The 22793-nt window shown below is 68.8% G+C and carries 23 protein-coding genes; 8 read left to right on the plus strand and 15 right to left on the minus strand.

Annotated elements, in window-relative coordinates; translation table 11 throughout:
- Window positions 1-84: 84 nt before the first annotated feature.
- The 3 genes from EEB19_RS03880 to EEB19_RS03890 all read left to right on the plus strand — a co-directional run bounded on the left by EEB19_RS03880 (window position 85) and on the right by EEB19_RS03890 (window position 2539).
- Window positions 85-1233, plus strand: a complete 1149-nt coding sequence (locus EEB19_RS03880; RefSeq protein WP_187583600.1) for a PQQ-dependent sugar dehydrogenase — start codon at window positions 85-87, stop codon at window positions 1231-1233.
- A 119-nt stretch (window positions 1234-1352) separates the two neighbouring features.
- Window positions 1353-2084 carry a TNT domain-containing protein gene (locus EEB19_RS03885; RefSeq protein ID WP_187583374.1) on the plus strand — a complete coding sequence of 244 codons (732 nt, stop codon included), beginning with the start codon at window positions 1353-1355 and terminating at the stop codon, window positions 2082-2084.
- A complete protein-coding gene (locus EEB19_RS03890) occupies window positions 2084-2539 on the plus strand; it encodes an Imm63 family immunity protein (RefSeq protein ID WP_187583376.1) in 456 nt (151 codons plus the stop codon). The genes EEB19_RS03885 and EEB19_RS03890 overlap by 1 nt, the downstream gene beginning before the upstream one ends.
- A gap of 10 nt (window positions 2540-2549) precedes the next feature.
- On the opposite strand, the gene gatB is transcribed toward EEB19_RS03890, so the two are convergent.
- Window positions 2550-4052 carry an Asp-tRNA(Asn)/Glu-tRNA(Gln) amidotransferase subunit GatB gene (gene gatB / locus EEB19_RS03895; protein ID WP_187583378.1) on the minus strand — a complete coding sequence of 501 codons (1503 nt, stop codon included), beginning with the start codon at window positions 4050-4052 and terminating at the stop codon, window positions 2550-2552.
- Window positions 4053-4200: 148 nt separating this feature from the next.
- Here gatB and EEB19_RS03900 point away from each other — a divergent pair, with 148 nt between their 5' ends.
- Window positions 4201-4443, plus strand: a complete 243-nt coding sequence (locus EEB19_RS03900; RefSeq protein ID WP_187583602.1) for a PspC domain-containing protein — start codon at window positions 4201-4203, stop codon at window positions 4441-4443.
- Here EEB19_RS03900 and EEB19_RS03905 read toward each other — a convergent pair whose 3' ends face one another.
- The 3 genes from EEB19_RS03905 to EEB19_RS03915 all read right to left on the minus strand — a co-directional run bounded on the left by EEB19_RS03905 (window position 4444) and on the right by EEB19_RS03915 (window position 7601).
- Window positions 4444-5478, minus strand: coding sequence for a 6-phosphofructokinase (locus tag EEB19_RS03905; RefSeq protein ID WP_187583380.1), 1035 nt, complete (start codon window positions 5476-5478; stop codon window positions 4444-4446).
- A gap of 137 nt (window positions 5479-5615) precedes the next feature.
- A complete protein-coding gene (locus tag EEB19_RS03910) occupies window positions 5616-6272 on the minus strand; it encodes a response regulator transcription factor (RefSeq protein ID WP_187583382.1) in 657 nt (218 codons plus the stop codon).
- A gap of 9 nt (window positions 6273-6281) precedes the next feature.
- Window positions 6282-7601, minus strand: a complete 1320-nt coding sequence (locus EEB19_RS03915) for a sensor histidine kinase (RefSeq protein ID WP_262365417.1) — start codon at window positions 7599-7601, stop codon at window positions 6282-6284.
- Window positions 7602-7793: 192 nt separating this feature from the next.
- Between EEB19_RS03915 and EEB19_RS03920 the strand changes: the two genes are divergently transcribed.
- Both EEB19_RS03920 and EEB19_RS03925 read left to right on the plus strand, forming a co-directional pair.
- Window positions 7794-8459: a hypothetical protein gene (locus EEB19_RS03920; protein WP_187583386.1), complete on the plus strand. Its 666-nt coding sequence runs from the start codon at window positions 7794-7796 to the stop codon at window positions 8457-8459.
- A gap of 5 nt (window positions 8460-8464) precedes the next feature.
- Entirely contained in the window at window positions 8465-9691 is a 1227-nt protein-coding gene (locus tag EEB19_RS03925) for an alpha/beta-hydrolase family protein (protein WP_187583388.1), read from the plus strand.
- 3 nt (window positions 9692-9694) lie between these two features.
- On the opposite strand, the gene gatA is transcribed toward EEB19_RS03925, so the two are convergent.
- The 3 genes from gatA to EEB19_RS03940 form a co-directional block, all read right to left on the minus strand.
- On the minus strand, window positions 9695-11191 hold the full coding sequence (gatA, locus tag EEB19_RS03930; RefSeq protein WP_187583390.1) for an Asp-tRNA(Asn)/Glu-tRNA(Gln) amidotransferase subunit GatA: 1497 nt from the start codon (window positions 11189-11191) through the stop codon (window positions 9695-9697).
- Entirely contained in the window at window positions 11188-11502 is a 315-nt protein-coding gene (gatC, locus tag EEB19_RS03935) for an Asp-tRNA(Asn)/Glu-tRNA(Gln) amidotransferase subunit GatC (protein WP_187583392.1), read from the minus strand. The genes gatA and gatC overlap by 4 nt, the downstream gene beginning before the upstream one ends.
- 110 nt (window positions 11503-11612) lie before the next feature.
- Window positions 11613-12203 (minus strand): antibiotic biosynthesis monooxygenase, encoded by a 591-nt coding sequence (locus EEB19_RS03940; protein WP_187583394.1) that lies wholly within the window; start codon window positions 12201-12203, stop codon window positions 11613-11615.
- Between the two features lie 96 nt (window positions 12204-12299).
- On the opposite strand from EEB19_RS03940, the gene EEB19_RS03945 reads away from it, so the two are divergent.
- Window positions 12300-12971 (plus strand): amino acid-binding protein, encoded by a 672-nt coding sequence (locus EEB19_RS03945; RefSeq protein WP_187583396.1) that lies wholly within the window; start codon window positions 12300-12302, stop codon window positions 12969-12971.
- Window positions 12972-13071: 100 nt separating this feature from the next.
- Here EEB19_RS03945 and ligA read toward each other — a convergent pair whose 3' ends face one another.
- On the minus strand, window positions 13072-15159 hold the full coding sequence (gene ligA / locus EEB19_RS03950; protein ID WP_187583398.1) for an NAD-dependent DNA ligase LigA: 2088 nt from the start codon (window positions 15157-15159) through the stop codon (window positions 13072-13074).
- Between the two features lie 57 nt (window positions 15160-15216).
- Here ligA and EEB19_RS03955 point away from each other — a divergent pair, with 57 nt between their 5' ends.
- Window positions 15217-15603 (plus strand): MmcQ/YjbR family DNA-binding protein, encoded by a 387-nt coding sequence (locus EEB19_RS03955; protein ID WP_187583400.1) that lies wholly within the window; start codon window positions 15217-15219, stop codon window positions 15601-15603.
- An 81-nt stretch (window positions 15604-15684) separates the two neighbouring features.
- On the opposite strand, the gene EEB19_RS03960 is transcribed toward EEB19_RS03955, so the two are convergent.
- The 7 genes from EEB19_RS03960 to EEB19_RS03990 all read right to left on the minus strand — a co-directional run bounded on the left by EEB19_RS03960 (window position 15685) and on the right by EEB19_RS03990 (window position 22590).
- Window positions 15685-16704 (minus strand): vitamin-B12 independent methionine synthase, encoded by a 1020-nt coding sequence (locus EEB19_RS03960; RefSeq protein ID WP_262365418.1) that lies wholly within the window; start codon window positions 16702-16704, stop codon window positions 15685-15687.
- Complete coding sequence (mnmA, locus tag EEB19_RS03965) at window positions 16701-17846, minus strand: tRNA 2-thiouridine(34) synthase MnmA (protein WP_187583402.1); 1146 nt, start codon at window positions 17844-17846, stop codon at window positions 16701-16703. Before mnmA ends, EEB19_RS03960 begins: the two co-directional genes overlap by 4 nt.
- On the minus strand, window positions 17846-19054 hold the full coding sequence (locus EEB19_RS03970) for a cysteine desulfurase family protein (RefSeq protein WP_187583404.1): 1209 nt from the start codon (window positions 19052-19054) through the stop codon (window positions 17846-17848). Before EEB19_RS03970 ends, mnmA begins: the two co-directional genes overlap by 1 nt.
- Before the next feature lie 75 nt (window positions 19055-19129).
- Window positions 19130-20215 (minus strand): NAD(P)-dependent alcohol dehydrogenase, encoded by a 1086-nt coding sequence (locus tag EEB19_RS03975; protein ID WP_187583406.1) that lies wholly within the window; start codon window positions 20213-20215, stop codon window positions 19130-19132.
- 1 nt (window position 20216) lies between these two features.
- Window positions 20217-20702: a DUF4334 domain-containing protein gene (locus EEB19_RS03980; protein ID WP_187583408.1), complete on the minus strand. Its 486-nt coding sequence runs from the start codon at window positions 20700-20702 to the stop codon at window positions 20217-20219.
- A 131-nt stretch (window positions 20703-20833) separates the two neighbouring features.
- Complete coding sequence (locus tag EEB19_RS03985; protein ID WP_262365419.1) at window positions 20834-21757, minus strand: 1-acyl-sn-glycerol-3-phosphate acyltransferase; 924 nt, start codon at window positions 21755-21757, stop codon at window positions 20834-20836.
- A complete protein-coding gene (locus EEB19_RS03990; protein WP_187583412.1) occupies window positions 21754-22590 on the minus strand; it encodes a GNAT family N-acetyltransferase in 837 nt (278 codons plus the stop codon). Before EEB19_RS03990 ends, EEB19_RS03985 begins: the two co-directional genes overlap by 4 nt.
- Window positions 22591-22793: the final 203 nt, after the last annotated feature.

Raw genomic sequence — 22793 nt, forward strand, 5'->3', positions numbered from 1 at the left:
CCGACTGTAGGCGCACTCGCCCCGGCCCGGCTCGTGCGGCCCGCGGTGAGTCGGAATCGATCGCCTACTGTGGGTGGCATGCGCATGGGGCGGCCGACGGCAACGGGAAACCGGACACGGACCACCCGTGTGGGCACCTTTCTCGCGGTCGTGTCGATCCTCTTCATGGTGAGCGGGTGCGCCGACTTCACCGATCAGGATCGCGCCAAGGACGCCGGCGCGTTCAGCGCGAACAACGAGTCGGCCGCCAAGAAGGAACAGCCGCGTCCCTCCCCCACCGAACCACCTGCACCCCCGCCACCGGGACCGTGCGTCGACCCCGATCCGGCGGTGATCGCGACATGCCTGGCCTCGACCGCGGCCGTCATGCCCGGCGACGACCAGGGCGATGTCACCGTGGTCGCCGAACGCACGACCGGCAAGATCATCACCACCAAACGCTATGGACCACAACGGGTTCTGGCGACAGCCCCGGTCGACGCCGCGGGCGACGGCGGCCTGATCGCGTTCGCCTTCTCCCCCACGTACTCGCAGGACCGGCTGATCTACGCGTTGATCACGACACCGTCGGACAATCGGATCGTGCGTCTGGCGCCCGGGGATGTTCCCAAGCCGATCCTCGTCGGAATCCCCAAGGGCGCCACCGGGAACATGGGTTCGATGTACTTCCGCAGCCCGACCGAACTGGTGGTCGCCACCGGCAACGCGGGCGATCCGGCCGCCGCCTCCTCCCCGGCGTCGTTGGCGGGGAAGATCCTGTTGGTCACGTCCTTCCGGTCCGATGCGAACCCGCGTCCGCGCGTCCTTGCCTCCGGCCTCGGCTCGAACGTGTCGCTGTGTCCGAGCACGGCCAGCGGGACCCTGTATTTCGCGGACCAGGGAGCGACCGAGGATCGACTGCAGGTCCTCGAACCGTCCGGGCCGAAGGTGCTGTGGACCTGGCCCGACCGACCGCAGATCGCCGGGTGCGCGGCGGCGTCGGGCGCGATCTACGTGTCCACCACGCGAACTCAACACATCGAGGCCCTGAACGAGCCGACCCGGCAGAAACCGGCGATCACCCCGCCGGCGGTGGTCCTCGAGAAGCGATACGGGGCGCTGGGACGAATGGTCGCCCTGGACAACGGCATCCTGCAGTTCGCCACGGTCAACAAGGAGTACGGCAAACCGGTCAGCACCGATGACCGTGTGGTGAAATGGCTGCCGCCGTCGTCGACCGAGGATCGCACCTGACCTGATCACGCCGGGTGAAGCGTTCGCTCGACGTCGCGGCAAGTGGCGCACGCGATGGGAACATCTCGGCTACTGTTCGTGCATCCACATTCGCGATCAGCTCTGCGAAAGGCGCGGCCATGACCCGTCGCAGTCCCCTCGTCATCCTGGCATTCGTACTGTCGCTGGCGTTCTCGTCGGGCGCGGCCGCCACCGCTGCGCCCGGCCCGTTCGGCGATCTGGACCTCGGATCACTCGGCGGCCCGACCACCCAAGGATGCTCGGTCGCGTCCTACGACGGCGTCAGCCGATACGGACCGGCCACCCTGTCCACCCGTCCGCCGGTCGGAGAGCAGCTGGTCGGCTACCAGCGGTTCGGACCCACGATGAACAAGTACGAGTTCGACGAGACGTACTTCGACGACAAGGTGACGAACTGGTGGATCTACCCGCCCGAGCAGGGCTACGTGCTCGACCGCAACAAGCAGCCGATCAAGCACAAGATCACGCTGAGGGTCGGTAAGCGGATGGACCGCTACGGCGGCGAAGGCGGCAATTTCCTGTCGGTCCCGGGCACGAAGTATGCGGCGCGATCACTCCCGCCGTCGAACCTGTCCGGACTGCCGGGGCAGGAACAGTACTGCAACTACCACGTGTATGAGGTGATCAAGTCGTTCCCGGTGGACACCGGCCGTATCGCACCGTGGTTCCAACAACGCGGCGGCGGCATCCAGTACGAAGTCATCCGTGGCTACGTCGACGATGGTTCGCGCACGGACTGCAACGGCTACATCAACAAGGACGGCACCCTGAGCGTCGGATGGCTCAAGTGCGCGGGCTACCTGCGGCAGTCGTTCCCGGCCGTGAGCTGATGCCCGGCACGGCATCGGGAGGTGACGGTTCAGACGACCAGCTCGACGACGAGATGCGGACCCAGATCGTCGATCTCGCACGCAGACTCGGAGCGCGACCGGATGACGTACCGGTCCTCGGCTCGATCCGCGGTGATTCGACACCCTACTGCGTGCGCGGACCGGACGGCTGGCATCTGACCTCCCGGGAACGCGACCGCGTCTTGTCCGACCTGAGTACCGACGACGCCGAAGAGTTCCTCCGATGGGTGGCGGAGTCGATCTCCGAACGGATCTCGCGACGTCTGCACCCGCCCGGCTCTCTCGAATCCAGCGGGGCATCCTGGCGCGCGCAGTTCGACCTCCTGGCGTCGGTCGATCAGGGATGGGCCGACGCCTGGCTGGAGACGATGCGCGCGCGACTCGTCGACGCCGGTGCGGGCCCGGAGGTCCTCGCGATGCTCCCCGCAACGTGACGCGCGGATCTCACTGACAGGCGGCGAGCACCAGTTCTTTGACCCGCGCCGGATCGGCCTGACCGCGGGTGGCCTTCATGACGTCGCCGACGATCTTCCCCGCGGCCTGTACCTTGCCGCCGCGGATCTTCTCGGCGATGTCCGGGTTGGCGGCGAGTGCCTCGTCGACAGCCTTCTGCAGCGCGGAGTCGTCACGCACGACCTCGAGACCGCGGTCGGCGACGATCTGTTCCGGCTCGCCCTCGCCGTCGAGGACGGCGGTGGCGACCTGCTGGCCGAGCTTCGTGGTGAGTTTGCCCTCGTCGACCAGTCCGATGATCGTCGCCACCTGTCGAGGTGTGATCGACAGACCGCTCAACTCGACACCTCGGGAGTTGGCCTGCTGCGCGAGGAACGACACCCACCAGCCGCGCGCGGCCTCCGCACCGGCGCCGGCGTCGACGGTCTCGATGATGAGGTCGATGGCGCCGACATTGACGAGGTCGCGCATGACCTCGTCGGAGACACCCCACTCCTCCTGGATGCGGGCACGTCGTACCCACGGCATCTCCGGCAACGTGGTGCCGAGTTCGTCGATCCACGACGGATCGGGTTGCACCGGAGGCAGATCCGGCTCGGGGAAGTACCGATAGTCCTCGGCGGTCTCTTTGCGGCGTCCCGCGGAGGTGGTCCCGTCCTCCTCGTGGAAGTGCCGTGTCTCCTGGATGATCTCTCCGCCCGCCTCGAGGATCGCGGCCTGGCGGCGCATCTCGTGGCGAACCGCGACCTCGACGCTCTTCAGTGAGTTCACGTTCTTGGTCTCGGTGCGGGTGCCGAACTCGGTGGCGTCCTTGCGCATCAGCGAGACATTGGCATCGCAGCGCAGCGATCCCTGGTCCATGCGGACATCCGACACGTCGAGCGCCTTGAGGAGATCGCGCAGTGCGGTGACGTAGGCGCGTGCGACCTCGGGAGCGCGCTCACCCGCACCGACGATCGGCTTGGTGACGATCTCGACGAGCGGCACGCCGGCGCGGTTGTAGTCGAGCAGCGAATGACTGGCGCCGTGGATTCGGCCCGAGCCGCCGATGTGCAGCGACTTGCCGGTGTCCTCCTCCATGTGTGCGCGCTCGATCTCGACCCGCCACGGCGTGCCGTCCGGGAGGAGCACCTCGAGGTACCCGTCATAGGCGATCGGCTCGTCGTACTGCGAGATCTGGTAGTTCTTCGGCTGGTCCGGGTAGAAATAGTTCTTCCGCGCGAACACACTCGACGGCCGGATGGAACAGTTCAGCGCGAGTCCGATCCGGATCGCCGACTCGATCGCCTTCACGTTCGCGACGGGCAACGAGCCCGGCAGACCGATGCACACCGGGCACACCTGGGTGTTGGGATCGGCACCGAACGCGGTCGGGCAGCCGCAGAACATCTTGGTCACGGTGCCGAGCTCGACGTGCACCTCGAGTCCCAGCACCGGATCGAAATCGGCGATGACCTGGTCGTAGTCGAGCAGTTCGCTGGCAGCGGCAGTCATGGCGTCCATCTTATTGCTCCGCGGTGGAGCGGCACCGCCCGGGCGTCGAGGCCGCATCGCAAACGGGGGTGAGGATCAGGGTCATCCCCGATGCCGCCGGCGGTGACGATCCGTAGCGTCGACGACAAGAGAAAGGACTGTCATGACCATGACGACACCGACACCCACCCGATTGATGCGTTCTCGCTCCGACTCCTGGCTCGGCGGCGTGTGTGGTGGGATCGCCGCTCGCTACGGTTGGGACGCCACGATCATCCGCGTCCTGTTCGTCGCGTCGGTACTCCTACCCGGACCCCAGGTCCTGCTGTATCTCGTGCTGTGGCTGGTGATTCCCCGCGAGCCGGTCGCGCAGGCGCCGGTGTACCCGGCGACCTACCCACCGGATCTGTGATCAGCCGAAGATGACCCGGATCTCCTGATACTGGTCGGCGGGCACCGACTTCTGATTGGCGAGCGCGTCCGCGAAGTCGACGCGCACGATGTCCGTACCGTTCAGTGCGACCATCTTTCCCCAGGCGTTGTCCGCGCACAGGTCGGTGATCCCCATCCCGAGCCGGGTGGCCAGAACCCGGTCGAAGGCGGTGGGGACGCCGCCTCGCTGGATATGGCCCAGTACGGTCGCGCGGGTTTCGATGCCGGTGCGCTCCTGGATCAGGGGTGCGAGAACCTCCGCGATGCCACCGAGCCGCGGGCGGTTGAACCCGTCGAGACCCTTGACGGAGTAGGCCTCTTCCATCTCGGGGAGCTTGAAGCCCTCCGCCACCACGACCATGGGAGCGCGTCCCCGACTCTTCACGCTGGTGACCCAGGCACAGATCTGGTTGAGGCTCTCCGGCTGCTCCGGGATCAGGATCGCGTGCGCACCGCCGGCGATCCCCGAGTACAGCGCGATCCAGCCGGCGTGACGTCCCATCACCTCGAGCACCATGCAGCGCTTGTGCGAGTTGCCCGTCGTGCGCAGCCGGTCGATCGCCTCGGTCGCGATCTCGACAGCGGTGTTGAATCCGAATGTGTAGTCGGTGGCGTCGAGGTCGTTGTCGATGGTCTTGGGCACCCCCACGATGTTGATGCCGTCCTCGAACAGCCGCTTCGACGCCGATGCCGTGCCCTCGCCGCCGATGGCGATGACACCGTCGATGTCGAGGTTCTTGAGGACCTTCTTGATGTTCTCGGCACCGCCGTCGGGCTCTTGGTAGGGACCGAATCGGCTGGTGCCGAGGATCGTTCCGCCCTCGTGCGAGAGGCCGCGGACGGTGGTGCGGCTGAGCTCCATGATGTCGCCGTAGACCAGGCCGTACCAACCGTCCTTGAAGCCGACGAACTCGTGGCCGTAGACGGTTTCACCCTTGAGTACCGCTCCGCGGATCACCGCGTTCAGCCCGGGGCAGTCGCCGCCGCTGGTCAGAATGCCGAACCTCTTGGCCATTACCGTGTGACCCTCTCTCGCCGCTGACCTGTCATGTGTGCCGCTCTCACGTACGCCACTCAATCTAGTGTGCGGGGCGAGCACGCGCCGGATGTCAGGTCATCCGGCGCTCGCGCCGTCGTCGGCGGCAACCGGATTCACTTGAGCCCGTTCTCGTAGGCGAACACCACCGCCTGGGCCCGATCCCGCAGCGCCAGTTTGGTGAGCACACTGCTGACGTGTGTCTTCACCGTCTGTTCGGAGACGAAGAGCTCGGCGGCGATCTCGCCGTTCGACTTGCCGTCGGCGACGAGATCGAGCACCTCGCGTTCCCGCGGTGTGAGTTGCTCGACAGCCTGATGGCGTGGCGCCCGCGCACGCCGCGACGTCACCTCGGCGATGAGGCGTCGGGTGATCGACGGCGCGAGCAGCGCCTCCCCCGCCGCCACGACACGGACGGCACGCACCAACTCGTCTGCCGGGGCGTCCTTGAGCAAGAACCCGGAGGCTCCGACGCGCAGGGCCTCGTAGACGTAGTCGTCGATGTCGAAGGTGGTCAGCATGAGGACGCGGGTCGTCGGCGCCGAACCACTCGACGCCCGCACGATCTCCTCGGTCGCACGCAGCCCGTCCTTTCGCGGCATCCGGACGTCCATGAGCACGACATCCGGGCGAACCCGGGCGCACAGGGCCACCGCCTCCACCCCGTCGGCGGCATCGCCGAGAACCGAGATGTCTTCCTGCGCAGCGAGAAGCGCGGAGAAGCCCTGACGCACCATCGCCTGATCATCGACGACCACCACCGTGACAGCCACGGATCGAGCCTATTCGTCTGTCGTAGCGACCGAGCCGGCGGCTGTACGGGCACCGACCTGAGACGAGAGATCGGCAGTGATCGCGGCATCAGGAGGCAGTCGATCCCCGGTGCCTGGGCGAACACTATGGCCGGGTATCACCGCGCAGACGAGATGACCACCGTCCGCAGTGGATTCCGTCGTGAGAGTGCCGCCGACGGCAGCCGCACGCTCCGTCATCCCGGGAATGCCGGTGCCCGGCCCGGGGAGTCGCACCGGTTCCGTCGTCGGCGCGGTGTTACGGACGGTCACCTCGGTGCCACCGTCGGACGACGGCGCGACGGCGATGTCGATACGGGACCCAGGCGCGTGACGCGTGGCGTTGGCCAGACTCTCCTGCACGATCCGGTAGATGATGAGCCCCGCGGCGTCGGAGACCCTGTCGCGATCGACCGACACCGACAGGTCGACCGTGGCGCCGGTCATCCGGGTCTGCGTGACCAGCAGAGCGATGTCGTCGAGTCCGGGATTCGGTGCCGCCGGGGCCTCGCCGTCGGTCCGCAGGACACCGAGCATCTGACGGACCTCGTCGAGCGAGGCGCGTGCGGACACCGCGATGGACTCGAACTCGGCTGCCGCCTCCTCGCTCACGTCGGCGAGCCGGTAGCGCGCGGTCTGGGCCATCACGACCACGACCGACATCCGATGTGCCACAACATCATGCAGGTCTCTGGCGATGCGGGCCCGCTCCTGCAGGATGGCCTTCTGCGACTCGACCAGCTGCGTCTGCTCGGTACTCGCGGCGAGCTGTCGACGCGAACGGACGAGGATGCGCACCAACGCGACGATCACAGCCATGAACGTGAGTCCGAAGACCCAACCGCCGCGCGCCTCGGGTGGAGCGGCGAGCGCGAACACGATGGCGGTGCTCACCCACACCACCGGGATCCACCGCCACGAACACCGGGCGTAGGCGAAGAACGTCAGCACGAGCAGCGAGATGATCTGGGTCACCTGGATGGACCAGTTCCAGCCGTTGATCGTCGGCACGAGCAGTCCGATGAGCTGGGCGGACACCACCGAGATGGCCCAGCCCACCACAGGGGCCGACCAGGCGAGCGCGATGGGGAATGCAGCGAACGCGGCGACGACCGGAAGCGCGTAGTCGGGCATCGAATGGGTCAGCGGCAGCGTGGGCCACGACACCGAGTACAGGATGACGGCGACCGCCAGAAAGAACCAGTTGGCCGGCGACCGTACATAGTGTTGTACGGCCGGGTCCTGCGCGGCCGGCAACTCACGGACCTCGCGCATCGCGGCGGTCCCGGCCCTGCCGGCAGCCGATCTCATTCGTCGGAACATCTCCATCACCTCGACTACCCACCGTAGGCGCGTGACCACCGATCGTCCTCATACTCGAGAGGGATCCCGGCCTCCCCCGGCAGAGGCAGAGATCGCAGGTCACGGCACCCTCGACGACGCATACTCATTCACCGTTAAGGACGATGTGGCATCGTGTCGTGGATTCGTAGCTTCGACGCCATGACACAGAACCGCCACCACCAGCCCCGACGCCGCCGGGGCACCCTTGTCCTCGTCCTGATCGTCATGGCCACAACACTTCTCGGTCTCGTCTTCGGCGCGTCGGACGCCCGACCACTCACCGGGACCGACGGTGCAGGCGGCAGCCCCACCGTCGTCGCCCCCGATCCCCGCGACCTCGACACCGTGGCCGGGCGCATGGTCCGGGATCTGACGAACGGACATGAGGCCGAAGTCACCCGCGAGTTACCCGCCGACTTCTTCACGGTCATGGGCTATCGGCCTCGGATGGAGGACGGATACCCGGTGAATCCCACCGGCGGGTGTTCGTCGCCGGTGACCCTGCCCAGGGGCTTCGAGGTGCTCTGCCGTTCACACGACTTCGGTTACGACCTGTTGAGGTTCGCCGCACGCACCGACCACCCGCTCGGCGGCTGGGCGCGCCTACGGCTCGACCGCATGCTCGTGGACCGGATGCATGCGTCCTGCAGCACACCGTGGTGCCAGGCCGCGGCCTCGGCCGCCGACATGGGCCTACGCCTGAACACCTGGCGCCAATACGACGGTCCACCGACGGCGGTGGAATCGGCGTCACAGATCGTGTCCTCGGGTGTCGGCCGCGGGTGGGCCGACCTCGTGGACCGACGCACCCTCCCCTCGCGGTGATCACGATGTCGGTTCCGACAGACCCGACACGCCACCCCCGACGCGAGACCGCTCTGCCGCATCCGCTCATCGCGGTCGCCGCCGCGCTCGGTGCTGTCGTCGCGCTGTGGCCATCCGGTCTGCCCCGGGGTCCCGTCACCTCCGGCGTCCTCGCCGCGACCTGCGTGGGACTCGCCACCGTCGCGTCACTCGCGGCGACCCGTCATCGTCGGTGGCGGCCCGCGGCCGCGGTCGCCGCAACCGTGGGAGCAGCGGCCACACTGATCTGTGCGGCGCTGCTCAGCGCATCGTGGCAGAACGCGCTGCGTGCCGATCTGGACGTCGCACCCATCGGAATCGGTTGGGTCGCATGGTCGATCATCCCGGCCGTGGTGGTGTTCGTCGCGCTCGTCTGGTTGCCGCGCACGACCGCCGTCGTCGCGGCCACCGTGACCGCCCTCGCCGCGGGCTATCTCCCGGCCGCCCACGCCGACGACACCCCGACATCGCCGCGGACCCCGGCCGGGGTGCTGTACGAACTCGACGACGGTGCAGATCTCCGGCAGCGCAGCGACGAACTGGTGTCGCGGTGGGTACAGGCGGGCGGGCTCGACCGGCACGCGGTGGTCATCGCCGTCCCCACGGGATCGGGCTGGGTGGATGCAACGGCGGTGGACGGCTATCGCGACCGGTTCGCCGGTGATGTCGAGATCCTGGCGATCCAGTATGCCGACCAGCCGTCCTGGCGCGCGTTCGTCGGAGACCGCGCGGCCGCGGGACGCAGCGCGATCGCCCTGCTGCGCGCGGTTGCCGATCGGACTGCGACCCGACCCGCCGGCCATCGCCCCGAGATCCACCTGTACGGACAGAGTCTCGGGGCCATCGGCGCCGAAGAGGCGCGCGTGTGGGCGGCGACAGCACGTCCCGGGACCATCACCGAGACGCTGCTGGCCGGGGTGCCCGGGGACTCCATCGCCCGCGAACCGGGGCCGGGAGCCCGGCGCATCGTGCTCGCGAACGCGTCCGATCCCATTCCCCGGTGGTCGATCTCCCTGGTGTGGCGGCCGACCGGTGAGCCTCGAGACACCGTCACCATCGGCCGGCCGGTCCGCCGGCCGCCGTGGCTACCGGTCGTCGGATTCGTCCAGACGAGCGCCGATCTGCTCGGATCACTCGACGGCACCCCGGGGGTGGGGCATCGCTACGGGACCGAGCAGACGTCGAGCATGTCCTCGCTCAGCGGCGACGGGTGAGGATCACCCGATCGGACCCCGGGCGGCCTCGTAGGCGGCACCCACGCGATACAGCCGGTCGTCGGCGAGCGCCGGCGCCATGATCTGCAGGCCGACGGGCATCCCGTCGTCCGCCGACAGCCCCGAGGGCACCGACATGGCGCCGATGCCGGCGAGGTTGACCGGCAGAGTGCACAGGTCGAACAGGTACATCGCGAGTGGGTCGTCGACCTTCTCCCCCAGGGCGAACGCGGTCGTCGGGGTGGTCGGCGAGACGAGGACATCGACGTTCTCGAACGCGGAAGTGAAGTCCCGCGCGATGAGCGTCCGGACCTTCTGTGCCTGTCCGTAGTAGGCGTCGTAGTAGCCCGACGACAGCGCATAGGTCCCGATCATGATGCGTCGCTTGACCTCTGGGCCGAATCCCTGGTCCCGGGTCAATGCCATGACCTCGTCGGCGCTGTGCGTGCCATCGTCGCCGACGCGCAGGCCGTACCGCATCGCATCGAATCGGGCCAGGTTCGACGACACCTCCGACGGGAGGATCAGGTAGTACGCCCCGAGCGCGTAGGTGAAGTGCGGGCACGACACCTCGACGACCTCGGCCCCACGTTCGGTCAGCACGGACAGGGCCTGCCGGAACGACTCGAGCACCCCGGACTGGTAGCCCTCACCCTGCAATTCGGTGACCACACCGATGCGAACACCCGAGAGGTCTTGCTGTGCACCGAATTTTGCCGCCGCGACGACGTCCGGCACGGGCGCGTCGATCGAGGTCGAGTCACGCTTGTCGTGCCCGGCGATCACCGAGTGCAGCAGAGCGGTGTCGAGGACGGTACGGCCACACGGACCGCCCTGGTCGAGTGAGGAGGCGCAGGCGACGAGCCCGTACCGCGACACCGTGCCATAGGTGGGCTTCACACCGACCGTCGCGGTGACCGCCGCGGGCTGGCGGATCGATCCGCCGGTGTCGGTGCCGATGGCCAACGGCGCCTGGAACGAGGCGAGTGCTGCGGCGCTACCACCGCCCGATCCACCGGGAATCCTGGTGGTGTCCCAGGGATTCCGGGTGACCTGATAGGCAGAGTTCTCCGTCGAGCTGCCCATGGCGAACTCGTCCATGTTCGTCTTGCCGAGGATGGGAATCCCGGCGGCGCGCAGACGCTCGGTGACGGCTGCGTCATACGGTGGCACCCAGCCCTCGAGGATCTTCGAGCCACAGGTGGTGGGCGCATCGACGGTCGTGAAGACGTCTTTCAGCGCGATCGGCACACCGGCGAGCGGCGACGGCGCGTCTCCGGCGGCGATCGCGTCGTCCGCGGCCTTCGCGGCGACGAGCGCCTCCGCCCCACTGACGTGCAGGAAGGCGCCCAACTCGTCGTCGACGGCGGCGATGCGGTCCAAGTGCGCCTGGGTCACCTCGACCGAGGAGACCTCGCGGGCGGTGATCTTCTCCGCGAGTTCGGCGGCCGACAATCCGATGAGGTCGCCGTCGGCGATCGCACGAGGTCCGCTGGTCACTGTTCCTCCCCGAGGATCTGCGGGACCGCGAAACGATCCTGCTCGACGGCAGGCGCACCGGACAGTGCCTGCTCGGTGGTCAGACCGGGCACGACCTCGTCCGCCCGCAGGACGTTCGCCAGCGCGGCGGGGTGCGCCGTGCCGGACACGTCGTCGGCGGCGACCTCGGACACCTGGGCGACGTGCGCCAGGATCGAGTCGAGTTGCTGCGCGTACTGATCGAGCTCTTCGTCGGTCAGCGCGAGCCGGGACAGCCGAGCCAGGTGCGCGACCTCCTCCCGAGAGATCGCCGACTCTGATCCGCTGGACATGCCACGTCCTTTCTCGCCGTGTCGTGCCTGTTCCCCACCAGCCTATGGGAGGCCGTCCCGACACCGTCGACGCGGTGTCGTCGGCGGGGCCACCCCGCAGTCGGCGGCGATCAGCCGAGCCAGCGCTTGAGGCGGGCGGTCAGCCAGGGCAGCACGAGATAGACCATCAGGGGTGTGTTGATCAGCGTGGCGATCAGGGTCTTGAGCACGACCGGCACCCCCTCGAGGTGCCCGATGACCAGCAGATTGATGGCCAGCGAGAGGGGAAAGAAGCCGAGCCAGATGGTGATCGCCTGCTTCCACCGCGGAGGTGGCGCGGCTGCGCCGTGCACCCGGACGGCGTGGGTCAGGTGCTGCTGCGGCTCGAACCAGCCCTCGATACCGGACAGACGGTGCGTCGCGTACTCGACCGCGACGCCCTCACCCCGTGACAGCCACGCCCTGCGCACCGGCGACGACACCCAGTCGTCCATCGTCTGTTCGTCGGCGAACCGATAGACGACGTAGTACTCGTCGTCGATCCGGGAGTTGCGGAGCCATCCGCCACCGAGAAAGCCCGGGAAGGTGCGCGCCAGCGCGATGCCTGCGTCGGTCCAGCTGACGAAATCGTGCTCGCGTCCGGGCTGGATTCGGCGCGCAACAGAGGTCGTCACCTGCGCCGGACCGCCTGTGTCGTCGGCGAGGGGTGCGTTGTCGGCCATGTATCCATGGTGGCGTCCGACCGGGATCGACGCCGAGCGGGCTCCCCCGCGCCCACCGTCGGACACGTCGCGCAGCCCACTCACCGCAGTGCGACAATGACGGTCGTGTCGTACCTGCTGCGCGTCTACCTCGAGGATCGACCGGGCAGCCTCGGCCTGCTCGCCGTCCAGCTCGGCTCGGTCGGGGCCGACATCCTCTCCCTCGAGGTCGTCGAACGGGGCGAGGGCTACGCGGTCGACGACCTCGTCGTCGACATCGCCCCCGGTTCCCTCCCGGACGGGCTGATCACCGCGGCGGAGAAACTCAAGGGCGTGCGGGTGGACTCGATCCGGCCGTACGCCGGCGTGCTCGACACCCACCGCGAACTCGAGCTCGTCGACCAGGTGGCCACCTCCGACGACGAACGGCTCCAGGTCCTCGTCGACAACACCCCGCGAGTCCTGCGGGTGTCGTGGGCCATGGTCATCACCGGCGGCGGGAACGGCGGGGTGCTGCAACTGTTCGGCAGTTCCGGCGCCCCCGAGACACCCCTCACCACCGCGGACTGGCTACCGCTCGACCGTGCCCGCCAACTCGACGGAAGCGCCGACTGGGTGCCCGCCGTGTGGCAGGACATGGACACCCGGCTGGCTGCGGCGCCGCTCGGGGGCGGCGAGAAGGCGATCCTCCTCGGCCGGATCGGCGGACCCGACTTCCGGCCCTCCGAGGTGGCTCGGCTCGGGTATCTCGCCGGGATCGTCAGCACGGTATTGCGTGCCGAGAACTGAGGGTGTCGAGCGCTGCGGGTGTCGAGCGCTCCGGGCGACGAGAACCGCGGGTGCCGAGAACCGCGGCGCGCCGCGGATTGCGGCGCGCCCGCTAGCCGGGTCAGCCGTCCTGTGACGAGGCGGGCGCCTCGCCGGTCTCCAGCAGGTGTTTGAACGCGTCCTCGTCGAGCACCGGCACGCCGAGCTGCTCGGCCTTGGCCGCCTTGGTGCCGGGGGAATCGCCGACGACGACATAGTCGGTCTTCTTCGACACCGACCCGGACGCCTTGCCACCACGCTGCAGGATCGCCTCCTTCGCGCCGTCGCGGGAGAAGTCCTGCAGTGAACCGGTCACCACCACGGTCTTGCCCTCGAGCGTGCGCGCGATCGACTCATCCCGCTCGTCCTCCATGGAAACACCTGCGGCACGCCATTTCTCGACGACATCGCGATGCCAGTCGACGGTGAACCAGTCGTGGATGCTCTGTGCGAGTGTCAGACCGAGTCCCTCGACGCCGGCGAGGTCCTCGATGGTCGCGTCCTCGATGGCCGTCAGTGACCCGAACTCGGTCGCCAGGGCGCGGGCGGCCGTCGGCCCCACATGCCGGATGGAGAGGCCGACGAGCACCCGCCACAGCGGGACCTGCTTGGCGCCATCGAGATTCGCGAGCAGACGTTTTCCGTTCGCCGACAGCGCACCCGCCTTGGTGGTGAACAGGTCCGTCTTGGCGAGATCATCGGCGGTGAGCCCGAACAGGTCTCCCTCGTTCGTGATCACCCCGGAGGTCAGCAGGGCGGTCGCCGCCTCGTATCCGAGCGCCTCGATGTCGAACGATCCGCGACCGGCCAGATGGAAGAGCCGCTCACGCAACTGAGCGGGGCAGGATTCCGAGTTGGGACAACGGATGTCGGCGTCGCTGTCCTTCTCCGGCCGGAGCTCGGTGCCGCATTCGGGGCATGTCGTCGGCATGACGAACGCATGTTCGCTGCCGTCGCGGACGTCGACGACGGGTCCGAGGACCTCGGGGATCACGTCGCCGGCCTTGCGGATGGTGACGGTGTCCCCGATCAGCACTCCCTTGCGCCTGACCTCGGACTCGTTGTGCAGCGTCGCCCGCGACACCGTCGATCCGGCGACGAGGACCGGTTCCATGAAGGCGAACGGCGTCACCCGCCCGGTGCGTCCGACGCCGACCTTGATGTCGAGGAGCTTGGTGGTCGCCTCCTCCGGCGGATACTTGTAGGCGATGGCCCACCGTGGCGCACGTGAGGTGGAGCCGAGTCGTCGCTGCAGTGTCACGTCGTCGACCTTGACGACGATCCCGTCGATCTCGTGTTCGACGTCGTGCCGGTGCTCGCCCCAGTAGTCGATCTTGTCGAGGATCTGGGTCACGCCGTCGACCTTGGTCGTGTGATCGGACACCGGCAGACCCCACGCGCCGAGTGCCAGGTAGGCGTCGTGCAGCGACGCCGGACGCCATCCCTCGGTGTGGCCGATACCGTGGCAGATCATGCGTAAACGCCGGCGGGCGGTCACCTGTGGGTTCTTCTGGCGCAGCGAGCCGGCGGCGGAATTGCGGGGATTCGCGAACGGCGCCTTGCCGTCGGCCACCAGCGACGCGTTGAGTGCTTCGAAGTCCTCGCCGCGGAAGAACACCTCGCCACGCACCTCCAGGACAGCCGGGATCGGGAAGTCGTCGGAGGCGCTCAGCCGTTGCGGGATGTCGTCGATCGTGCGGGCGTTGAGGGTGACGTCCTCACCCGTCCGTCCGTCACCGCGCGTCACCGCCCGTGTGAGGGTGCCGTCGGTGTAGACGAGGCCGAGCGCGACGCCGTCGATCTTGAGCTCACAGAGATAGTCGACACCCGTTCCGGTCTCCGCCTCCACGCGGTCCACCCAGGTGCGCATCTCATCGGCGTCGAAGACGTTGTCGAGCGACATCATCCGCTCGAGATGATCGACCGGGGTGAAGGCGGTGGAGAAGCCACCGCCGACCAGCTTCGTCGGCGAGTCCGGCGCCGCGAGCTCCGGGTGCGCGTCCTCGAGTTCCTGCAGTGCGCGCAGCAATGTGTCGAACTCGCCGTCGGTGATGATCGGCGCGTCCTTGACGTAGTACCGGAACTGGTGGTCGCGGATCTCGTCCGCGAGTTCGGTCCACTGCTCCCGCAGCTCGCCGCTGACGTCCGTCGTACCGCGTTCTTCTGCCACGTCACGAGCGTATCGGAGGCCGCTGACACGATCGGGGGATCGTTCTACTGTTGGTCCATGCCGCACCCGATCATGTTCGACGACGACGATCCGATACTGGCCCGCGTCCGCGAGGTCGCCCTCGCACTGCCCGACGCGACCGAGGCCATCGCCCACGGACGACCGACATTCCGGTGCGGCAAGATGTTCGGGAACTATGGCGGCAGCGTCAAGGGCACCAAGGAGCGCTACGACCAGTCGGTGCTGTTCATCGCCGATCCGGCGGAACGTGAGGCGCTGCTGGCCGACGACCGGTTCTTCTTGCCGGCGTACCTGGGTGCCTACGGATGGCTCGGCATCATCCTCGACGACGACACGGACTGGACCGAGGTGGCCGAACTCCTCGATGCGAGCTACCGCCAGATCGCGCCGAAGCGGTCGCTGGACAAACTCCAGGCTCCGTGAGCTGCAGTGCTCTCGGCGGGCGACGCGACGCCGTCGGGTCGCGGTGGCCGTCGGCGAGGTCGCGGTTGCCGTCGGCGGGGATCAGAGGGCGTCGGGATCCGCGGCGAGCAGGTCGCCCGCCTGCGCGCACAGGCCCAGCGCGGTCGTCGCCCAGTCCGACGTCGCGCCGGCCAGACCGCAGGTGGGAGTGACGATCACGTTCTGCGACAGAACCTTTCGGTCGAGACCGATCCGGTCGATGAGCGCGGCCAGTCCGGTTGCCACGGTCTCGGCACGCACCCGGCGATCGCCGGACGACGGCACGCACCCGGCGAGCAGGATGCCACCGCGATCGATGAGGGAGCCGATGCCGTCGAGGTCGTCGGAGGTGGGATCAGTGACATCGAGTGACCAGGCCACCTGCCGCAGCCGGTCGACGAGATCCCATCGTGGCCGCGCGCAACTGTGCACGATCACCGGGCGACCGACCGTGTCGGCGAGCCCACCGAGGGCGTCGGCGACCTCGGGTAGTGGGACGGCCGGAATGGTGTCGAACCGCGTCAGGGGCCGCACCGCCCCGTCGAGCACCGCCCCGATCATCGGTTCGTCGAGCTGCACGACGACCGTGGCCCCGAGACGCCGATGTACTTCGCCGACGAGCTGTGCGACGCCTTCGGCGGTGGAGGCGATGACGTCTCGCCAGGCCCCCCTGTCGCGCAGGACCTTGTGTCCGGCGGGCAACTCCACCGACGCCGACAACGTGAACGGTCCACACACCTGCAGTTTGAAGGGCCGATCGGTACCGATGAAACCTGCTGTGTCCCAGAGTTCTTCGACGGCGTCGAGGTCGGCGTTGAGAAAATCGCGGGCACGGCGTGCCACCGACGAACCGCGGCCGGCGAGACGATAGCCCCAGGTCCCGGCATCCATCGGGAGGTCGACCAGGACCGCGGCCATACGCCCCACCATGTCGGCCCCCTGCCCGCGCGCCGGCAGTTCGGCCAGGTGTGCGAGATCGAGTTCACCGTTGACGATTGCGGCCGCCTCACGGGGGTCGGTGCCGGGCATCGATCCGACGCCCGTGCCGACACCGCCGTGCAACACCTGCGCGGACGAGCTCACGTGTCGCGGCCGACCGTGACCGCCTCGGGCCGCACACCGGTCGCGGGATTCGAGTCGGTCGACGTGATACGGCCGGACCCGATGACCAGGTCACCGCGCTCGTCGTCGGGCAGATACAGCACAGCGGCCTGCCCCCGGGCGACGCCGGTCAGCGGTCGGGCGAGGGCGATGTCGATCATCGGCTGCCCGTCGCGGACCACCGGCGTGGCGCGGACCGGGGCGAGGCCACCGTGCGCGCGCACCTGCACCATCGCGTCGATCGGGCCCTCGGGCGGCTCGCCCGAGGTCCACACGGCACGATGCGCGGTGATCGACCACACGTCCAGGTGTGACGCCGAACCGACTGTCACCGTGCCCGATTCGGGATCGATGTCGGTGACGTACCGCGGGCGTCCGTCGATCGCGGGCGCGTCGATGCCCAGGCCCTTGCGCTGTCCGATGGTGAACCCGTGGACACCGTCGTGTTCGGCGAGTCGGTCACCGGTGTCGGCGTCGACGACGGCACCGGGACGGATACCGATGTGGGCACCGAGGAACGCGCGGGTGTCACCGGTCGGGATGAAGCAGATGTCGTGGGAATCCGGCTTCTCCGCGACCGCGAGCCCACGACGCGCCGCCTCCGCGCGGATCTCACCCTTCGGGGTGTCTCCGACGGGGAACATCGCCCGACCGAGTTGGTCGGCGGTCAGCACCGCGAGCACGTACGACTGGTCCTTGTCCTCGTCGACCGCACGGCGCAACTCGCCGTCGGCCAGCCGGGCGTAATGACCCGTCGCGAGGGCGTCGAACCCGAGCGCCACCGCCTTCTGCGCGAGAGCCGAGAACTTGATCTTCTCGTTGCAGGTCAGGCACGGGTTGGGGGTCTGACCTGCCGCATAGGCGTCGACGAACTCGTCGATCACGTCGTCCTTGAAGCGATCGGCGAAGTCCCACACGTAGAACGGGATGCCGAGGACGTCGGCCACACGGCGCGCATCGGAGGCGTCCTCCTTCGAGCAGCAGCCACGCGATCCGGTGCGCAGTGCCCCGGGCGCGGTGGACAGCGCGAGGTGCACACCGACGACCTCGTGTCCGGCATCGACCGCGCGGGCGGCGGCCACCGACGAGTCGACCCCGCCGCTCATCGCTGCCAGTACTCGCATCAGCGTCCCTCCCCCGACGGCGACGACACCAGCCCGGCGGCACGGGCGCGGTCGACGACCGCTCCGATGACCTCGGTCACCGCGTCGACGTCGGCCGGCGTGGAGCCCGGAGCGAGCGAGAACCGCAATGAGCCGCGCGCCGTCGGAACGTCGAGGCCCATCGCGAGGAGAACATGACTGGCCTGCGCCACCCCGGCGGTGCACGCCGAACCGGTGGAGCACTCGACACCGTTGGCGTCGAGCAGCATCAGGAGCGAGTCGCCTTCACAACCGTCGAACGACACGTGCACGTTGCCCGGCAGACGGCGGTCGTCGCGCGGACCGTTCGCGACCGTCCCGGGCAGTGCGAGCAGCGCGCCGAACAGCCGCTCGCGCAGCTCGGTCACCGCTCGCATGCTCTCGGCCATCCGCTCCATCGAGAGCCTCAGTGCAGTCGCCATTCCGACCGCCCCGGCGACATCCTGTGTGCCGGAACGGACATCGCGCTCATGACCGCCACCGTGCAGCAGTGGTACGCACTCGACGTCGCGACGCAACAGCAGGGCGCCCACGCCCTGCGGACCGCCGAACTTGTGCGCCGCCAGACTCATGGCCGACAGACTGCTCGCGCCGAAGTCGACCGGGATGTGTCCCACCGCCTGGATGGCATCGGAATGCACCGGCACCCCGAACTCGGCGCCGAGGGCGGCGATCTCGGCGATGGGTTGGATCGTGCCGACCTCGTTGTTGGCCCACATGATCGAGATCACCGAGGTCTCGTCGGCATGTGCGGCGAGCTCGTCGCGCAACCATGAGACCGACACGAAACCCTCGGCATCGACCGGCGCGATGACCAGTTCGGCGTCGTCGGCCTCGGCGAGCCAGACGGCGGGATCGAGGATCGCGTGGTGCTCGACCGCGGAGACGATGATGCGCCGCCGTGCCGGATTCTCTCGACGGCGGGCCCAGTGGATCCCCTTCAGTGCGAGATTGTCGGACTCGGTCCCCCCGCCGGTGAAGATGACCTCGGAGGGTCGCGCGCCCACGGACGCAGCGACCGACTCACGGGCCTCTTCGAGCCTGCGGCGCGCCCACCGGCCCGAACCGTGCAGCGACGACGCGTTCCCGGGCTGGGCGAAGACAGCGGTCATCGCCTCGATCGCTTCGGGGAGCATGACGGTCGAAGCGGCGTGATCGAGGTAAACGGGTGCTCGGGAGGGCGTGGACATGTCTTTGCAAGGATAAACGCGCGACCACCACCCACCAATTCCTGCATCCGGCGATCGGTTGCCGACGAGGGGCCCTCAGTCGTCGAAGACCAGGACCGGCTTGACCGTGCGGCCCGCCAGCGAGTCCGCCGCGGCCCGCTCGATGTCGGCGAACGGATATTCCTCGATCAGGTCGTCGAGCGGTAGCTCACCGGCGACGTACAGCGCGGCGAGCTCTGGGATGATCTCCGCAGGGACGACATCGCCCTCGACGACGCCACGGATCGTCACGCCCTTGTAGAGCACCTGCATGACGTCGAACTCCAATCGACGCCCGATCCCGACGAGAGTGATGTCGCCGCGGGGCTCGGCGGCCGACACGGCGGCGTCGAGCACGTCCTGTCGAGCGGTGGTGTCGATGGCGTGGCGGCTGGCGCGGCCGTGGATCGCGGTCACCGCACCGGCCACGTCGTCGGTCGCCGTGGGGTCGACGGTCCCGATCGCTCCGAACTTCTCGGCCAACGCGCGTCGGCCCGGGATCGGGTCGACGGCGACCACGTCGGCACCGGCCCGGACAGCGGCCATCACCGAGCACAGCCCGACGCTGCCCGCCCCGTAGACCGTCACGGCCGCATCGCGCCCGGGTGCGACGACGCGCGACACCGTGCCGTATCCGGTCTGCACGCCGCATCCGAGCGGGGCCGCGACCGCTGCCGGGAGGCCTGCGGGGACGAAGACGGTGTTGTCCTCGTGCGCGATCGCATACGTCGCGAAGCTGGACTGGCCGAAGAATCCGCCGTACACCCGGGTTCCGGAGCGGGTCAGGGTCGGCGATCCGTCGGCCCGACCGGCGGTGTTCCACCCGGCGGTGCAGTAGGCCGGATGATCGGCCACACACTGCGCGCAGACCCCGCAGCTGCGAAATGTCAGGCAGACCGTCTGACCGGGGACGACGCGGGTCACTCCGGGACCGACCGCCTCGACGACCCCGGCGCCCTCGTGCCCGAAGACCTGGGGCAACCGGCGCCGCGACCAGGTGGCCTTCATCCCGAGGTCGGTGTGGCAGATGCCGACGGCACGCATGCGTACCAGCACCTCACCCTCCCGGGGTTCGTCGATGTCGAGCGGCATCACCTCGAAGGGACCACCCGGCGTCGAGACGACGGCGGCGTCGATCCGCATCTCAGGCGCGTTCGAGGAAGAAGTACAGGTGACGGCCGTCGACGACACCGCCCTTGCCGTTCATGATCCCCATCACGGTCGTGTCGTCGACCTTCTTGAAGTGGTCGATGACGGGCTGTCCGTCGTAGACCATCGATGCGGTGATCTCGCCGCGGAACTCGATCGCCCACAGACTGGCCTCACCCTTGCCCAAGCTGGTGTTGGAGTAGAGCTCGCCATCGGCGTTCCGGCACATCAGCGGCTGCACGTCGTTGCGCGAGGTGAAGGTCTTGCCGAACCAGCCGGCCTTCTGCAGCATCCCGTTGATCGGATGCCCAGTGGTGAACTCGCCGCCCTTCCAGGCCCCCAGCATCGCCTCGGGACGCAGGGTCTCCAGTCCGGCCCACACGGCATCGAGGTCGGCATCGTCCACGCGGCCGTCGGCCGACCTCAGCTCGATGAATCGTGCCTTCGCCTCGTCGCGGGTCAGAGTGGGTGCGGACGTCATGACTCGAGCGCCTCCTGGTGTCGGCTGATCGACCGGGCGGGCACCCGGTCAGTGCTCAAACATATATGAGATATGTGACACCGGCATCACCGCCCCGACACGCCCGTCGAGCAGGCCGACGGCAAGCCGCGTCAGGCGGCGACCAGCCGTTCGCACCGCGCGGCCAGGGCTCGTCGATCGGTGCCGGGAAGTTGCATCTCGTGCACCGTGATGTGCAGCGTCAGCCCTCGCGCGGACAGGACCCGTCGCAGCGTGTCGACGACCGAGTCCTCCCCGATGAAACTGGCCACCGAGGTGACCGCTCCGTCGGCGGTGGTGAACCGCAGCCGCACCGGCATGACCGGGACCCCCGCGTCGATGGCCGCCTGGAAGAAGGCCGGACGGAATCGGCCTGCCTCACGCCCACACCAGGTGGTCCCCTCGGGGAAGACCGCGACCGACCGGTCGCGATGGAGTTCGGCGACCGCCGACTCCACTGCCGACGGCAGATCCCGCAGCGACGACCGGTCGATGGTGATGACCCCCAGCCGTCGCGCGAGTCCCGAGATCACCGGCATGGACGCGACATCGGACTTCGCCACGAAATGCGCCGGGCTGATCACCGCGAGCGCGAGGATGTCGAGGTAGGAGATGTGGTTCGCCACGATGAGGCCACGCGCCGAACCGGCGAACGGTCGGCGATCGTCGATCCGGACGTCGACGCCGATCGAGCGGAGGAGCCCACGCGCGGCTCGCACGAGATAGCGGCGACGGATCAGGCGCGGTGTCAGGGCGACGAGCGGCCCGGTCGCCAGCAGCAGCGCTGCGAACGCGATGAGGCCGACGACCCGGGACGCCTGGCGCACCCGCCCCGCAATATCGATGTGATCGCCTGAGCGACAGAGGTTTCCGCACACGCTTGCCGGATACCAGGCGTGCGGTGCGGGCACCACCGTCCTCGGCAACTCGAGCACCACGGGCGCGGGGACCCGCCGGCCGGGCGTGGTCGGCCCCGGGACGGCGGAGGGCGCGGTGACGCCCGGCGCGGCCACCACGGTCGCGGCGGCCGCGGTCACGACCGGCCCCCGGCGGCGAGGCGGATGACCGCGGACCGCATCCGATCGAGATAGCGTGCGTTGCATTGTTGCCGGTCGACGACCGTGACGAGGTCACCGACATCGAAGACGTCGTCGATCGCGGGTTCGCCGCAGACGCGCGCGCCCAACCGCAGGTAGCCGCGCAGCAGCGCGGGCGGCCGCACGACAGGCGGCGGGTCGATGTCGTCGAGGAAGCGGCCGTCGACGACAGCACGCTCGTGCGGATAGACCTGCCAGGCGCCACGATGGCGGTCGCGGACCTCGTCGCGGACCCCGCGCAGCATCGACCCCCGCGGCATCGGGCCATCGGGCCCGTCCGTGCGCAGCGGAATCGAGACGCAACCGAGGACATAGCGGCAGTCGACGTCGACGACGTACTGAAGCACGGCCGCCCACATCAGACCGGTGGTCGCGCCGCTGCGATGTCCGGCGGAGACCACCGCCCGGCCCATCTCGACCGTCTCCGAGCGGATCCCGTCGAGTTCGGTGACATCGAACTCGGTGCTCGTGTACCACCCACCCGCGGCGACCGCACGCACCGGCGGCAGGAGTCGTGCGCAGCCGACCAGCCCGTCGTCGGCGTGGCGGACCACGAGGTGTTCGCAATGGTCGTCGAACCGGTCGGCATCCAGCCCGGTCGAGGCGTCGCCGATGCCGTCGCCGAATCCACGTTCGGCGGCGAACACCCGGTACCGCAGACCCTGGGCCTCGGCGATGTCACGCGGGTCGTCGGTGATCTCGACCGTGAAGGGGCCCGCGGTCAGGGTCCGCCGGGCGGTCCCGAGGGATGGGGCGAATGTCGTGACTGTCATGCCCCTGATGACAGCGACGTCGATCGACGCGACGGCCACGACAACGTGTCACGTCGGTGCTCATGCGGTGAACGTCGACGAGTGGCGACCCGGCACCGATCGCCCGCGACGACCGGCGTCCGGGCGACCTCGGACGCCGAAGACCCCCGGGCTCACGTCGGTGTGCCGACGCAATCCGGGGGTCTTGGGGGGTAGATCAGACG

Source organism: Gordonia sp. OPL2 (genome assembly GCF_003797825.1).
Classification (GTDB): Bacteria; Actinomycetota; Actinomycetes; order Mycobacteriales; family Mycobacteriaceae; genus Gordonia.

Excerpts from the sequence above, each read along its gene's own strand:
- EEB19_RS03885 (WP_187583374.1), top strand. The coding sequence starts at position 1,353 with ATGACCCGTCGCAGTCCCCTCGTCATCCTGGCATTCGTACTGTCGCTG.
- EEB19_RS03945 (WP_187583396.1), top strand. The coding sequence starts at position 12,300 with ATGACGGTCGTGTCGTACCTGCTGCGCGTCTACCTCGAGGATCGACCG.
- EEB19_RS03890 (WP_187583376.1), top strand. The coding sequence starts at position 2,084 with ATGCCCGGCACGGCATCGGGAGGTGACGGTTCAGACGACCAGCTCGAC.
- gatB (WP_187583378.1), bottom strand. The coding sequence starts at position 4,052 with ATGACTGCCGCTGCCAGCGAACTGCTCGACTACGACCAGGTCATCGCC.
- EEB19_RS03970 (WP_187583404.1), bottom strand. The coding sequence starts at position 19,054 with ATGTCCACGCCCTCCCGAGCACCCGTTTACCTCGATCACGCCGCTTCG.
- EEB19_RS03955 (WP_187583400.1), top strand. The coding sequence starts at position 15,217 with ATGCCGCACCCGATCATGTTCGACGACGACGATCCGATACTGGCCCGC.
- EEB19_RS03940 (WP_187583394.1), bottom strand. The coding sequence starts at position 12,203 with ATGGCCGACAACGCACCCCTCGCCGACGACACAGGCGGTCCGGCGCAG.
- mnmA (WP_187583402.1), bottom strand. The coding sequence starts at position 17,846 with ATGCGAGTACTGGCAGCGATGAGCGGCGGGGTCGACTCGTCGGTGGCC.
- gatC (WP_187583392.1), bottom strand. The coding sequence starts at position 11,502 with ATGTCCAGCGGATCAGAGTCGGCGATCTCTCGGGAGGAGGTCGCGCAC.
- EEB19_RS03905 (WP_187583380.1), bottom strand. The coding sequence starts at position 5,478 with ATGGCCAAGAGGTTCGGCATTCTGACCAGCGGCGGCGACTGCCCCGGG.
- EEB19_RS03920 (WP_187583386.1), top strand. The coding sequence starts at position 7,794 with ATGACACAGAACCGCCACCACCAGCCCCGACGCCGCCGGGGCACCCTT.
- EEB19_RS03915 (WP_262365417.1), bottom strand. The coding sequence starts at position 7,601 with ATGAGATCGGCTGCCGGCAGGGCCGGGACCGCCGCGATGCGCGAGGTC.
- EEB19_RS03900 (WP_187583602.1), top strand. The coding sequence starts at position 4,201 with ATGACGACACCGACACCCACCCGATTGATGCGTTCTCGCTCCGACTCC.
- EEB19_RS03975 (WP_187583406.1), bottom strand. The coding sequence starts at position 20,215 with ATGCGGATCGACGCCGCCGTCGTCTCGACGCCGGGTGGTCCCTTCGAG.
- EEB19_RS03980 (WP_187583408.1), bottom strand. The coding sequence starts at position 20,702 with ATGACGTCCGCACCCACTCTGACCCGCGACGAGGCGAAGGCACGATTC.
- EEB19_RS03925 (WP_187583388.1), top strand. The coding sequence starts at position 8,465 with ATGTCGGTTCCGACAGACCCGACACGCCACCCCCGACGCGAGACCGCT.
- EEB19_RS03880 (WP_187583600.1), top strand. The coding sequence starts at position 85 with ATGGGGCGGCCGACGGCAACGGGAAACCGGACACGGACCACCCGTGTG.
- EEB19_RS03990 (WP_187583412.1), bottom strand. The coding sequence starts at position 22,590 with ATGACAGTCACGACATTCGCCCCATCCCTCGGGACCGCCCGGCGGACC.